The sequence below is a fragment of the Halopseudomonas phragmitis genome (assembly GCF_002056295.1).
GTDB lineage: Bacteria > Pseudomonadota > Gammaproteobacteria > Pseudomonadales > Pseudomonadaceae > Halopseudomonas > Halopseudomonas phragmitis.
This window is the reverse complement of sequence record NZ_CP020100.1, coordinates 513,105-526,844: the sequence shown is the minus strand read 5'-3', so window position 1 is coordinate 526,844 and position 13,740 is coordinate 513,105. Positions and strand designations below refer to the sequence as shown.

General features: G+C 62.4%; 11 protein-coding genes. 5 read left to right on the top strand and 6 right to left on the bottom strand.

What is annotated here, in order from left to right; genetic code table 11:
* The 3 genes from gabD to BVH74_RS19035 are packed head-to-tail and all read left to right on the top strand — an operon-like array spanning nt 1 to nt 3,884.
* Complete coding sequence (gene gabD, locus BVH74_RS02390) at nt 1-1,455, top strand: NADP-dependent succinate-semialdehyde dehydrogenase (protein ID WP_080051591.1); 1,455 nt, start codon at nt 1-3, stop codon at nt 1,453-1,455.
* Between the two features lie 51 nt (nt 1,456-1,506).
* Complete coding sequence (locus tag BVH74_RS02385; RefSeq protein WP_080048535.1) at nt 1,507-2,889, top strand: aspartate aminotransferase family protein; 1,383 nt, start codon at nt 1,507-1,509, stop codon at nt 2,887-2,889.
* Nucleotides 2,889-3,884, top strand: a complete 996-nt coding sequence (locus BVH74_RS19035) for a methyl-accepting chemotaxis protein (RefSeq protein ID WP_080048534.1) — start codon at nt 2,889-2,891, stop codon at nt 3,882-3,884. The genes BVH74_RS02385 and BVH74_RS19035 overlap by 1 nt, the downstream gene beginning before the upstream one ends.
* Nucleotides 3,885-3,888: 4 nt before the next feature.
* Here the strand turns inward: BVH74_RS19035 and BVH74_RS02375 are convergent, their stop codons facing one another.
* Nucleotides 3,889-4,452 carry a MarR family winged helix-turn-helix transcriptional regulator gene (locus BVH74_RS02375; protein WP_080048533.1) on the bottom strand — a complete coding sequence of 188 codons (564 nt, stop codon included), beginning with the start codon at nt 4,450-4,452 and terminating at the stop codon, nt 3,889-3,891.
* A gap of 106 nt (nt 4,453-4,558) precedes the next feature.
* Here BVH74_RS02375 and BVH74_RS02370 point away from each other — a divergent pair, with 106 nt between their 5' ends.
* Together BVH74_RS02370 and BVH74_RS02365 are read left to right on the top strand one after the other, a co-directional pair.
* Nucleotides 4,559-5,035: a cytochrome P460 family protein gene (locus tag BVH74_RS02370; RefSeq protein WP_080048532.1), complete on the top strand. Its 477-nt coding sequence runs from the start codon at nt 4,559-4,561 to the stop codon at nt 5,033-5,035.
* Nucleotides 5,036-5,043: 8 nt separating this feature from the next.
* Entirely contained in the window at nt 5,044-5,511 is a 468-nt protein-coding gene (locus BVH74_RS02365) for a redoxin family protein (RefSeq protein ID WP_080048531.1), read from the top strand.
* An 8-nt stretch (nt 5,512-5,519) separates the two neighbouring features.
* Here the strand turns inward: BVH74_RS02365 and BVH74_RS02360 are convergent, their stop codons facing one another.
* From BVH74_RS02360 to BVH74_RS02340, 5 genes are all read right to left on the bottom strand, one after another.
* On the bottom strand, nt 5,520-6,635 hold the full coding sequence (locus BVH74_RS02360) for an ABC transporter permease (protein ID WP_080048530.1): 1,116 nt from the start codon (nt 6,633-6,635) through the stop codon (nt 5,520-5,522).
* Nucleotide 6,636: 1 nt separating this feature from the next.
* The gene (gene rbbA, locus BVH74_RS02355; RefSeq protein ID WP_080048529.1) at nt 6,637-9,384 is read right to left on the bottom strand and encodes a ribosome-associated ATPase/putative transporter RbbA; all 2,748 of its coding nucleotides are present in this window, start codon (nt 9,382-9,384) and stop codon (nt 6,637-6,639) included.
* Complete coding sequence (locus tag BVH74_RS02350; RefSeq protein WP_080048528.1) at nt 9,381-10,457, bottom strand: HlyD family secretion protein; 1,077 nt, start codon at nt 10,455-10,457, stop codon at nt 9,381-9,383. Before BVH74_RS02350 ends, rbbA begins: the two co-directional genes overlap by 4 nt.
* Nucleotides 10,458-10,661: 204 nt before the next feature.
* The gene (locus BVH74_RS02345; protein ID WP_080048527.1) at nt 10,662-12,122 is read right to left on the bottom strand and encodes a protein adenylyltransferase SelO; all 1,461 of its coding nucleotides are present in this window, start codon (nt 12,120-12,122) and stop codon (nt 10,662-10,664) included.
* A gap of 76 nt (nt 12,123-12,198) precedes the next feature.
* Complete coding sequence (locus BVH74_RS02340) at nt 12,199-13,728, bottom strand: cryptochrome/photolyase family protein (RefSeq protein WP_080048526.1); 1,530 nt, start codon at nt 13,726-13,728, stop codon at nt 12,199-12,201.
* Between the last annotated feature and the right edge of the window lie 12 nt (nt 13,729-13,740).

The window sequence follows — 13,740 nt, the reverse complement described above, 5'->3', positions numbered from 1 at the left end:
ATGCAATTGAACAATCCGCGTCTGTTTCGTCAGTTGGCCTACATCGATGGGCAATGGAGTGAGGCCGACAATGGTCAGCTGCTCGCCGTACGTAACCCAGCTAACGCCGAGCTGCTGGGCCAGGTGCCGCGGATGGGTCGCGCGGAGACCCGGCGGGCCATTGCCGCCGCTGAGCGGGCGCTGCCGGGCTGGCGTGCGTTGACGGCCAAGGAGAGGGCCTCCCGGCTGCGGCGCTGGTATGAACTGATGCTGGCCAACCAGGATGACCTGGCCCGGCTGATGACCCTGGAGCAGGGTAAGCCGCTGGCTGAGGCCAGGGGCGAAGTCGGTTATGCGGCCTCCTTCCTCGAATGGTTTGCCGAGGAAGCCAAGCGGGTCTACGGCGATACCATTCCCGGGCACCAGCACGACAAGCGGATTTTAGTGCTCAAGCAACCGATCGGGGTGACGGCGGCGATCACGCCGTGGAACTTCCCCAGTGCCATGATTACCCGCAAGGTCGGGCCAGCGCTGGCGGCCGGTTGCACCATGGTGCTGAAACCGGCGTCGCAAACTCCGTTCTCGGCCCTGGCGCTGGCCGAGCTGGCCGAGCAGGCCGGGATTCCGCCGGGGGTGTTCAGTGTGGTCACCGGCAGTGCCGCAGACGTCGGTGCCGAACTGACCAGTAATCCCAGCGTGCGCAAGCTGAGCTTCACCGGTTCGACCGAAATTGGCCGGCAACTGCTGGCCGAGTGCGCCGCCGATATCAAGAAGGTGTCACTGGAACTGGGTGGCAATGCGCCCTTTATCGTGTTCGAGGATGCCGACCTGGATGCTGCGGTAGAGGGAGCGCTGATCTCCAAGTTCCGCAATAACGGGCAGACCTGTGTCTGTGCCAATCGCCTGTATATCCATGATCAGGTCTATGACGCGTTCGTCGACAAATTGCGGGTCGCGGTGGCCGGCCTGAAGATTGGTAATGGTCTGGAGCCCGGGGTGACCACCGGCCCGTTGATTGATGCCCAGGCGCTGGCCAAGGTTCAGCAGCATATTGATGATGCCCTGACGCGGGGCGCGCAGTTGGTTTGTGGGGGGCAGCCGCATGCCTTGGGGGGCGGGTTCTTCGAGCCGACCATTCTGGTCGATGTGCCGGCTGATGCCCTGGTCGCCCGAGAGGAAACCTTTGGCCCGCTGGCACCGCTGTTCCGGTTTCGGGATGAGGCCGAGGTGATCGCATTGGCCAATGCCACTGAATATGGTCTGGCCTCGTATTTCTATGCCCGGGATCTGGGGCGGGTATTTCGGGTAGCCGAGGCGCTGGAGTACGGCATGGTCGGTATCAATACCGGACTGATCTCCACCGAGCTGGCACCGTTTGGCGGGGTCAAGTCCTCCGGACTGGGCCGTGAAGGCTCGAAGTACGGCATCGACGATTACCTGGAAATCAAATACCTGTGTCTGGGCGGCATCCACTGAGCCCGGTCGACTAGCCTTGAGATATATGCCCACGATTTTGGAGATCAGCTCATGAACCAACTCGCATCGCTGTCGAGCCTGGCGCAAAAAGATATCCGCCACCATCTGCACCCTTATACCGACGCACGCCTGCATGAACAGCAGGGGCCTTTGGTGATCGAGCGGGGTGCAGGAATTTATGTCTACGATGATCAGGGCAACGAGTACATCGAGGCTATGTCCGGGCTCTGGAGTGTGGCGCTGGGGTTCAACAATCAGCGCCTGATCCAGGCCGCCGAGCGTCAGTTGCGCAGCCTGCCGTTCTATCATCTGTTCAGTCACAAGGCCCATGCCCCGAGCATCGAACTGGCGGAAAAACTGATCGAGATGGCGCCAGTACCGATGAGCAAGGTGTTCTTCACCAACTCCGGTTCCGAGGCCAACGACACTGTGATCAAGCTGATCTGGTATCGCAACAATGCCCTGGGGCTTAACCAGAAAAAGAAATTCATCAGTCGTCTCAATGGCTATCACGGCATTACCCTGGCCAGTGCCAGCCTGACCGGACTGCCGGCCAACCAGCGCGGCTTCGATGTGCCATTGCCGGGGTTTGTGCATGTTGGCTGTCCACACCACTATCGCCATGCCCTGCCCGGTGAAACCGAGGAGCAGTTTGCCGGGCGGCTGGCCGATGAGCTGGAACAGACCATCCTGCGTGAGGGCCCGGAGACCGTGGCGGCCTTCTATGCCGAGCCGTTGATGGGCGCCGGCGGGGTGATAGTGCCGCCCAGGGGGTACTGGGAAAGGGTCCAGGCGGTGTGCCGCAAGCATGATGTGCTGGTGGTGGTTGACGAGGTGATCTGCGGCTTTGGCCGCACCGGGCAGATGTTCGGTAGCCAGACCTTTGCCATTGAGCCGGATGTCATGGTGCTGTCCAAGCAACTGTCTTCATCCTACCAGCCGATCGCCGCGCTGCTAATCAACGACAGCATTTACCAGCCGATTGCCGACCAGAGCCACAGCTTCGGGGCGTTGGGCCACGGCTTTACCGGCGGCGGTCACCCGGTCGCCACGGCGGTGGCGCTGGAGAATCTGCGGATCATTGAAGAGCAGCATCTGGTTGAGCAGGCGGCGCTTATGGGCCAGCGCCTGCATGCCGGGCTGGCCGGCTTCAGTGATCATCCGCTGGTCGGGGAGGTGCGTGGGTGCGGGTTGATCGGGGCGGTGGAACTGGTCGCCGACAAGGCCAGCAAGGCCCCGTTTGAGGCGGTGGGGCGTCTGGGACGATACCTGGCCGGACGGACTCAGCAGTACGGCATGATCAACCGCAATATGGGTGATGCCTTGGCCTTCTGCCCGCCACTGATCGTGCAAGCCGCTGAAATCGATATGATCCTCGAGCGTTTTGCCCGGGCGTTGGATGATACCGAACGCTGGTTCCGGGAGCAGCAGTAATGTTCGGTGCCAAACGGCGTGCATTGTCAGAGCGGGCCGCCGCCGCTATCCACCAGGTACTCGATGGCCGAGGGCAGCCAGAGATGGGCGGCTACCCTGAGCTTGAACAGGCACTGGGGCGACTGGCTAGCGACTGGCTGGAGCTGACCCGGCCCAGCCTACAGGATCAGCGTCAACCTCAGCTTGAGCCGTCGTCCGGGTTGCAGCAGCAACTGGCTGCGGCCGAGTCCCAGGCGCAGCTTTATCAACAGCAGTATCAGCAGGCCCAGGCTGAGCTGGGCGAAAGCCTGGCGGCCCTGGAGCGTTATCGAGAAGAACAGGCGGTCTGGGAACTGACCCGCCAGACCCTGACCGAGGGTAGCTGGGATCTGAGAGTGGTCGATGGTGATGTCGATCACCCGGCCAACGTGCTGCGCTGGTCCCCACAGTTCCGCGCACTGATCGGCTACAGCGCCGAGGAGTTTGCCGATGGCTGGGACAGCTATGAACGGATTACTCATCCCGAGGACTTCAAGCGCATGATGGCGGTGTTCGCCGAGTTCGCTCAGTCGAAGGATCCGGAGGCCTGCTACGTGGTCGAGTACCGGATGACCCACAAGACCAGGGGCGAAACCTGGTTCCGCGAGCGTGGGCGCGGGCTGCGCGATGCCCGTGGACGCCTGACCCGAGTGGTTGGCGCGATGCGCGATATTTCCGATGAAAAACATGCCGAAAGCCTGCGTCAGCGTGAGCAGGCTGCGACCGAAGCCACCTATGCCCAGATTGCCCAGGTGGTTGAAGTGATTCGTGGCATCGCTGATCAGACCAACCTGCTGGCACTCAACGCGGCGATTGAAGCGGCGCGGGCCGGCGAGGCTGGGCGGGGTTTCTCGGTGGTCGCCGATGAAGTCAAACAGCTGTCGGGGCGAACCCGTGAGGCGACGTTGAAGATTCAGGAAATGCTGGCGGCTTACAAGCGCGGGCAGGGCGTGGCGGCAATAGAGCAACGCCGCTAGGGCTTCAGGTCTCCCTCGACTGTGCTGGCGCCTGCCACTCCCGGCAGATCAACTGGCTTTGCTCAGATTCTAGCGGCTCACTGGTCAGGCCGCAGTGGTGGCCGTGCGAGTCCGGGCAGAAATGGACACAGTGCTGGCAAATGCCGAACGCCTGCTGGCCGTTGAGTCGTTGCAGAGCGCTCAGCAGTTCACGCAGGCCGGCCTCTGTGTGTTCGGCTGCAGGCAGGCTGTGCAGGGCGCTGTCCAGCCGCTGGACCCAGCTGTGTTCGAGAATCTGCCGGGCATTGTCGGTCAACTGCAGGTGGATGCGTTTGCCGTGCCGGGGATCAGTCTGTTTGACCAGCAGGCCGCGGCGCTCCAGAACTGCCAGGGTCTGGGAGACGGTACCGCGGGTGATGCCGAAATATTCGGCAATCGCAATCGGCAAGTCACTGTAGCGGTTGGCTTGGACCAAATAATGCAGCACCTGTAACTGGATCGGCAGCAGGCCATGGCGGGCAGCGTCGTCGCGCACGGCTTGCTGGATCAGTGCGCTCAGGCGCTCAAGAAGCAGAGATGAGGTGCTCATGGCTGCAATGTATCGCCTCGCTACATAATTTGACAAGCTCGGGTCCGGCTCTAAGCTAAATAGTGATGTATCGAGTCAATACATAACGTCTTGCGAGGAGTTGGTCATGAACCGTTTTGCTCTCGCTTTGGTAGTACTGCCGGCGCTGGGGCTGAGCGCCCAGGCGCAAACCGAGGTGCCTTATCCAACCGAATACCGTCAGTGGCAGCATGTCAAAAGCATGCTGATCGAACAGGGGCATCCGCTCTATGAGGCCTTCGGCGGTATTCATCATATCTACGCCAATCCGCTGGCAATGGAAGGCTATCGTAGCGGGCAGTTCCCTGATGGTGCGGTGATAGCCTTCGATCTGCTGGAAGCCGAGCGCGCCGATCATGCGGTGGTCGAAGGGGTGCGCAAGGTGCTAGGCGTCATGCATAAGGATCAGGCAGCCTATCCGGAAACCGCCGGCTGGGGCTTCGAGGGGTTTGCCGCTGGCGATCCGGCGGCCCGGGTGGTGGGTGCCAATGCCTATGATGCCTGCTTCGCTTGCCATACCTCGGAACGCGAATACGACTATGTGTTCAGCCGTCTGCGTGAGTGAGTCTGACTATGGATACGCAGGTTCGCGCACCTGAATGGCAGGTCTGCCAGTGGTTCAACAGCGCTCCACTGAGCCTGGCCGCCTTGCGCGGCCGGGTGGTGGTGCTGCACGCCTTTCAGATGCTTTGCCCCGGCTGTGTTAGTCATGCCGTGCCGCAAGCCGAACGCCTGCATCGGCGTTTTGCCAGCGCCGAACTGGTGGTGGTGGGCCTGCATACGGTGTTTGAACACCATCTGGCGATGGCGCCGAGTGCACTGGAAGTGTTTCTCAAGGAATACCGGATCACCCACCCGGTCGCTGTTGATCAGCCGCTGGCTGGCACGGCGATTCCCGCGACTATGCGCGCCTATGCCATGGAGGGTACCCCAACTCTGGTACTGATCGACCGAACCGGGCACATTCGCCTGCAGGCCACTGGTGGGGTGGATGACCTGCAGTTGGGAATTCTGGTTGGCGAACTGCTGGCGCTCAAGTAAGCGCACTACTACTGCAACGACTTGCGCAGCCGCGCCAGCGAACCGACGAAGAACAGGCTGCCGATCACTGTCAGGGCCAGCAGTTGGGGCCAGACGATTGCCAGTCCGGCGCCACGCAGCAGAATACCCTGGGCCAGTTCCACGAAGTGGGTAGTCGGCGCGGCCAGCATGATCTGCTGCAGAATCTCGGGCATGCTTTCTCGCGGGGTCAGGGCGCCGGACAGAATCATCAAAGGAATCAGGCTGATGATCACCAGCAGCCCGAGCTGGGGCATGGAGCGGGCCACCGTGCCGAAGAAAATCCCGATCGAGGTGGTGGCGAACAGGTGCAGGGCGGTGCCCAGCATGAACAGCGACACCGAGCCCTGGATCGGTACCCCCAGCGCCTGCTGGACCACTACCCGCAAGGCCAGGCTGGAGGCCAGCAGTACCACCAGACCCATGGCCCAGACCTTGGCCAGCATGATCTCGAACGGGGTGACCGGCATCACCAGCAGGTGCTCAATGGTGCCGTGCTCGCGTTCGCGGATCAGGGCCGCGCCGGTCAGGATGATCGACAGCATGGTGATCTGGTCGATCACCGAGGTGATGGCACCGAACCAGGAGCGTTCAAGGTTGGGGTTGTAGGCGGTGCGTACCACCGCGTCGATCGGCAGCGCGGTTTCGCTGCGATAACGCTGGACGAAGGCGGTGACCTCGGCCTGGATAATCTGCTGGATATGCCCGGCCCCGGTGAAGGCCTGGCTGACCTGAGTGGCATCGACGTTGAGCTGAATGGTCGGGTTGCGCCCGGCCAGCAGGTCACGCTGATAATTCGGCGGAATATTCAGGGTGAAGGTATACAGCCCGCGGTCCATGCCCAGGTCCATGGCGCCGTGATCGATCAGTTGCGGTGGCATGAAGTAGGGCAGTTGAAAGGCGTCGGTGATCCGTTGAGAAACCGGCGACTGGTCTTCATCGACCACGGCGATGGTGGCCCGGTGCGGCGACTCCGGGGTGGCTGTGGCGCTGGTGTAGATGCTCAGGGTGAAGGCGTAGAGAATCAGCAACAGCAGGGCCGGGTCGCGGTACAGGCTGCGCAGTTCCTTGATACCAAGCTGGAGAATGTTGCTCAGGCTGCGCATGTCATTTTTCCTGCTTTTTCAGGCCGGCGACGCTGAAGATCGTCAGCACCGGAATGGCGATCAGCATGGGCACGAAGTAGGGCCACAGTTCGATCAGGGTGAGCGCCTTGGAAAACACCCCGCGGCTGATCACCAGAAAATGGCTGGTCGGGTACAGCTGGCCGATCAGCGCTCCGGCGCCTTCCAGCGCCGACACCGGATGGGTCAGGCCGGAGAACTGTACCGCCGGGATCAGGGTGACGATTGCCGTGGCAAAGATCGCTGCGATCTGGCTGCTGAGGATGGTCGACATCATCAGGCCGATAGCGGTGGCGCAGATCAGATAGACCAGCGCCGCCAGCGTCAGGGTCAGCAGACTGCCGGTAATCGGCACCTTGAACAGCAGCACCGACAGCAGAATCAGAGTGACGAAGTTGACCATGCCCAGCGCGACATAGGGCAACTGCTTGCCAAGCAGAAACTCCAGCCGGGTGACCGGGGTGACATAGAAGTTGGTGATCGAGCCCAGCTCCTTTTCCCGCACCACGCCCAGAGCCGTGAGCATCGCCGGAATCATCAGCAGCAACATCGGGATGACCGCCGGAACCATGGCCGGCAGGCTCTGCACGTCCGGGTTGTAGCGATAACGTACGGCGATATCGACCAGGGTGGCGTTGTAGCTGGCTGGCGCCTGGCGGGCCAGTTGCTGCAGGTAGCTCAGGTGGATGCCCTGCACATAGCCGCGAATGGTGTCGGCGCGCATGGGCATGGCACCATCGATCCAGAACGCCACTTGGGGGTTGGCGCCGCGCAGCAGGTCGCGGCCAAACCCGGGCGGGATTTCCACTGCCAGGCTGATCTTGCCTTCGCGCATGCGCTGGCGCATTTCGTCCTGGCTGCGTAGCGGCGGCTGTTCGATAAAATAGCGCGAACCGGCCAGGTTCAGGGTATAGGCCTGGCTCTGGGTGGTCTGGTCGTTATCCAGCACAGCGAAGTTCAGGTCTTCCACATCCATGGTGATGCCGTAACCCATGATCAGCATCAGAAACACTGTGCCGAACAGCGCCAGCACCAGGCGTACCGGGTCGCGGCGCAGCTCCATGCCTTCGCGTTGGGCATAGCTGAACAGCCGGCGCAGGCTGAAGCGAGGCAGACGGCTGGAAGCTGTATGGGCGGCAGGTTCGGGAGCCGGTTCGGTCGGTTGCTGCTCGGGGCTGCTGTCAGCCGGCTGGTTCTGCTCGCTGGCTTCACGCAGGTAGGCGATAAAGGCCTCTTCGAGGTTGTCCATGCCGCGCTTGTCCATCAGCGCCTGCGGGGTGTCGCTGTCCAGCACCCGGCCGGCATGCATCAGCGACATGCGATCGCAGCGCTCGGCCTCGTTCATGAAGTGGGTAGAAATGAAGATCGTTACCCCTTCCTCACGTGACATCTGCACCAGCAATTCCCAGAACCCGTCACGGGCTACCGGGTCGACCCCGGAGGTGGGCTCGTCGAGGATCAGGATTTCCGGGGCGTGGATTACCGCTACGGCCAGCGACAGGCGCTGACGGATCCCCAATGGCAGGCTCATCGGCAAACTGTCGGCCTGCTCGTGCAGACTGAAACGGGTCAGCATTTCCTCGATCCGGGCGCTGCGGCGTTCGGCCGGGATATGGAACAGCCGGGCGTGCAATTCCAGATTCTGGCGCACCGTCAGCTCGCTGTAGAGCGAGAAGGCCTGGGACATGTAGCCGACCCGCTGGCGGGTTTGCATGTCGTGCGGGTCGACCGGTTTGCCGAACAGCCAGGCCTCGCCTTCGCTGAACGGCAGCAGGCCGGTGAGCATTTTCATGGTGGTCGACTTGCCGCAGCCGTTGGAGCCGAGAAAGCCAAAGATTTCTCCGCGCTCAATCCGGAAGTTGACCTTGTTCACCGCAGTGAAATCGCCGAACCGGCAGGTCAGGTCGTGGGCCTCAATCGCCACCTCATCACTGGGTTGGCGCGGGGGGATCTGCAACTGCCGGTGCTGGCTGCGCTTGGCCTCTGGTAGCAGAGCAACGAAGGCCTGTTCCAGGTTGTGGCTGGCGGTACGTTGTAGCAGCTCGGCGGGGCTGCCGGTATCCAGGACCTGGCCTTCGTCCATCGCCACCAGCCAGTCGAAGCGTTGAGCTTCGTCCATGTAGGCGGTGGCGACCAGCACGCTCATGTTTGGACGTTGCTGACGAATCCGGGCAATCAGCTCCCAGAACTGGTTGCGCGACAGCGGGTCAACGCCGGTGGTTGGCTCATCGAGAATCAGCAGGTCCGGGTCGTGGATCAGTGCGCAGCACAGCCCGAGTTTCTGCTTCATGCCGCCAGACAGCTTGCCGGCCGGCCGGTCGATGAATGGACTCATACCGGTGCTGGCCAGCAGGTCGTGAATGCGTCGTTGGCGCTCGGCTGGTTCCTGATTGAACAACCGGCCAAAGAAGTCGAGGTTTTCGAAGACGCTGAGCGTCGGATAGAGGTTCTTGCCCAGGCCCTGGGGCATGTAGGCGATCCGTGGGCAGACCCGGCGGCGGTGGCGGACATCGCGCATATCGCCACCCAGTACTTGCAAATCGCCGGTTTGCAGCTGGCGCGCGCCGGAGATCAGGGCCAGCAGGCTGGATTTGCCAACCCCGTCAGGGCCGATCAGCCCGACCATGCAGTTGGCCGGCAGCTCCAGCGTCAGGTTGGCTAAAGCCAGGGTCTTGCCATAGCGCAGGCTGACGTCCCGCACCAGGGCGACTGGCGGGCTGGCCGCAGTCATTGGCCAACATTCACACGCAGGGCGTTGGGCCAGTCAGCCTCGCCGTCGAGCTTCAGCCAGGCGACTCCGGGCAGGCCGGTCTTGACCTGCTCCAGATGGCGTTGCAGCAATTCAGGGGCGATCCTGGCCCTGACCCGGAACATCATCTTTTCCCGTTCGCTTTCGGTCTCGACGCTTTTGGGGGTGAACTGGGCCACGCTGGCGACAAAACTGACGTTGGCCGGGATCACGTACTCGGGTGCGGCATCGAGGATGATCCGCACCTCAGAGCCGAGCGGGATGCGGCCGGCCAGACGCTCGGGAACGAAAAAGGTCATATACACATCGGACAGGTCAACCAGATTGAGTACCCGCCCGCCAGCGCCCAGTACTTCGCCGGGCTGGGCGGTGCGAAACTGTACCCGGGCCTGACGATCGGTGCTCAGGCGACTGTCACTGATATCAGCCTTGATTCGCTCCACCGCAGCCTGATTGGCTTCCAGTGCCGATTCGGCGCCGATGACCTGGGAGCGTGCGGCGGCAATGCCGGCCTCGGCGGAATGGACTTGGGCGCGAGCCGCGGCCAGCGCGGCCTGGGCACTCTGCAGCGCAGTCAGGCTATCGTCGGCATCCTGTTGGGACATGGCGTTGCGCTGTACCAGCACCCGGACCCGGTTGTTGCGCTTGTCAGCCGCGGTCACTTCCGCCTGGCGTTGCAGTACCACTGCTTCGGCGGTGGCCTTTTCGCTTTCGCGCTGGGCCACCAGGGTCTGGGCGGTTTCAATCGCGTTGGCGGCCTGGCGGGTCTGGGCTTCGGCCTGGTTAAGCTGAGCCTGCAGCGAGCTGATATCCATTTCCGCCAGCAGTTGGCCGGGCTGAACGAAATCGCCCTCATCGACATGGATGGTCTGAATCCGCCCGGCCAACTTGGTGGCTACGTCGATTTCAGTCGCCTCGATGCGCCCGTTGCCGCTGACGAAGGCCTCGCCATAGCCGCTGGGGCGCATTTCCAGCCAGACCAGCAGGCCAATGACCAGCAACACAGCCAGGGCAATCAGGGCTCGGGAGGCGGTACGGGAGAGTTTCAACGTCATGCCTAATATCCTTTTGATGACAGAGTTGAGTAGTTACCAAACAACAGAGGCTGGTATGACAGGCATGATGACCGATGACACTTCAACCTTGATTGACATCGGTCATGTTCATGTTGGGTAACGTAAAAGAGCCTATACCCGTGCAGCCGGATTGGCCAGCCAGCTGGAGTAATTCGCTTGCGCAGTTATTGCCGTGCCCAGAGTTCAGGTACCACAGAAGGTCTGGAATACCCGCTCGGTCGGCTCCGGCAGCTGGCAATAGTCGGCGCAGCCGGGCTGGACCTGATACGGCGTCTGGAGCAACGCGACCAGGCGCAGCACAGGTTGCAGGTCGCCGGACTCGCTGGCAGCCTGCAGGGCCTTTTCGACCTGATGGTTGCGGGCAATCAGTTGCGGGTTGTGGCGTTGCATCAGGGCCTTGGCCTGTTCGGCGGATTCGCTTTGCTGCGCCAGCCGGGCTTCCCAGCGCTGGCGCCAGGCGGCGAATGCCGGGCTGTCGAACAGTGGCTGGGGGGGCAGTTCGGCCAGTGAGGCCGGATCACCGGCCAGTGCGCGGAAACTGTTGGTGAAGTCGGCCTGCTGCTCATCGAGCAACTGCAGCCAGTCCTCAATCAGTTGCCGGTCGTTGCTGCCGGCCTGGAACAAGCCAAGCTTGGCCCCCATGCCCTGCAGCCAGGCCTGCTGATAGCGCTCGACATAGCGGCCGAGGGTCTGCTGGGCCAGTTCAACGGCCTGTTCCTGCTCGTCGGACAGCAGCGGTAGCAGGGTCTCGGCCAGCCGCGCCAGGTTCCACTGGCCAATCGCCGGCTGGTTGCCGTAGGCATAGCGGCCCTGATGGTCGATCGAGCTGAACACCGTCATTGGTTTGTAGCTGTCCATGAAGGCGCACGGGCCAAAGTCGATACTTTCGCCGCACAGACTCATGTTGTCGGTATTCATCACACCATGGATAAAGCCGACCTGCATCCAACTGGCGATCAGCGTCGCCTGACGTTCCATCACGGCTTCCAGCAAGGCCAGATAGATATTGTCGCTGGTGCGGCAGTGCGGGTAATGACGCTCAATAGTGTAATCGGCCAGTTCCCGGACCAGTTCGACCCCGCCCTTGCGGATCGCATACTCGAAGGTGCCGACCCGCAGGTGACTGCTGGCGATGCGGGTCAGTACCGCTCCGGGTTCGCGCATCTGGCGCATGACCGCTTCGCCGCTGCTCACCACCGCCAGGCTGCGGGTGGTGGGAATACCCAGCCCGTGCAGCGCCTCGCTGATGATGTACTCGCGCAACATCGGCCCCAGCACCGCCCGGCCATCGCCCCGGCGGGAAAACGGGGTTGGTCCCGAGCCCTTGAGCTGGATGTCGACGCGCTGTCCATCCGGGCTGATGTGCTCACCGAGCAGTACCGCACGGCCGTCACCCAGCATGGTGAAGTTGCCGAACTGATGCCCGGCATAGGCCTGGGCCAGCGGCTGCGCGCCTGCCGGTAAGGTATTGCCAGCCAGCACCGCCAGCCCCTCGGCACTTTCCAGCGCGGCTATCGACAAGCCCAGTTCAGTAGCCAGCGCGCGGTTCAGCACCACCCACTGTGGCTGCGCCACGGGCGTGGGGGCCTGGCGGGCATGCAGGCTGTCGGGCAGGCGGGCGTAACTGTTGTCGAAATTCCACATGGGCGGCTCCGGAGCATAAGGCTGTTCGCTCATTGTCGCGCACTGGCGCCGGGATGCAATGCTGCTGGCGCTGTTGTCAGGCGCGTAGTTGTTTGCGCAACTGCTTGGCCTGCTGACGGATGTTCTGCCGGCTGCTGGGATCGAGGCGTTCAAGGTTGCGCAGTTGTGGTGTTATGCGCGGATTGCTGGCCAGCTCAGACTGGTGGCGGTCGAGAAAGTCCCAGTACAGGGTGGTGAAAGGGCAGGCATTGGCGCCGCTGGCCTGGTCGGGGCGAAAGCGGCAGCCACTGCAGTAGTTGCTCATGCGCTGAATGTAGCGACCGCTGGCGATGTAGGGTTTGGAGGCCATGCGCCCACCATCGGCATGCTGGCTCATGCCCAACACATTGGGCAGCTCGACCCACTCAACGGCATCGACATAAACGGCCAGATACCACTCATGGACCTGGCGTGGTTCGACCCCAAGCAGCAGGCAGAACAGGCCGGTCACCATCAGTCGCTGGATATGGTGAGCGTAGCCGGTTTGCAGGGTCTGGTTGATAACCTGGTGCAGACAGGCCATGTCGGTCTCGCTGGTCCAGAACCAGGCTGGCAGCGGCTCATGGGCTGACAAGGCATTCCACTCCAGCCATTGCGGCATCCACAAACGGTACAACCCGTGGACGTATTCGCGCCAGCCGAGGATCTGGCGGATGAAACCTTCCACGGCCTCGATTGGCGCCTGCCTGGCGTGCAGGGCTGCCTCCGCCCGCTGGCAGACCGTCAGTGGGTCGATCAACTTGAGATTCAAGGCCGCGGACAGGCGGCTGTGGTACAGCCAGGGCTCTGAGTGCCACATCGCATCCTGATAGCGACCGAACAGCGGTAGGCGGTGGGTAATGAAATCCTCCAGCGCCTGATGCGCCTGTGTCGGGGTCACTGGCCAGTCGAATGCCGCCAGGCTACCCGGATGATCCGGGAACAGCCGCGCGACCAAGCTCAGTACCTCGCCAGTCAGGGCGTCCGGCGCGAAACGTTGGGGTTGCCACAGCAGGCCTGGGCCACGGGCATCGAAGGCATTGCGGTTGGCGGCATCGAAGTTCCATTGTCCGCCCAGCGGTTGCCGGCCATCCATCAACAGCCCGGTGCGTTGACGCAACCGGCGATACCAGTGCTCCAGACGAAACAGCTGGCGGCCATGGGCCCAGCGGCTGAATTCCTCGGGCTGGGCGATGAAGTGGCGGTCGGGGTGTACTGTCAGCGGGATGGCAGCCTGGGTGCAGACGGCTTCGATTTGCGTTTGTACCCGCCAGTCGCCTGCCGGGACCATGACCAGTTGGCGTGGGCGTCGACGTGCCAGCGTATCGGCCAGGGCACTGGCCAGGTCAGGATGCGGGTGCTGATCCAGATACAGGTATTCGATCGGCCAGGTTCTGGCACGGATGTCTTCGGCGAAATGGCGCATGGCGGCAAGAAACAGGGCAATGCGTGCCTTGTGAGACCAGACGTGACGGCTTTCTGTCTGGACTTCCGCCATCCAGACAAGATCCTGGTCGGGGTCGAAATCATCCAGCGCCGCACTGTGGCGATCCAGTTGATCGCCAAGTACCACAATCAGGTTGCGCATTGGGTTCTTGCC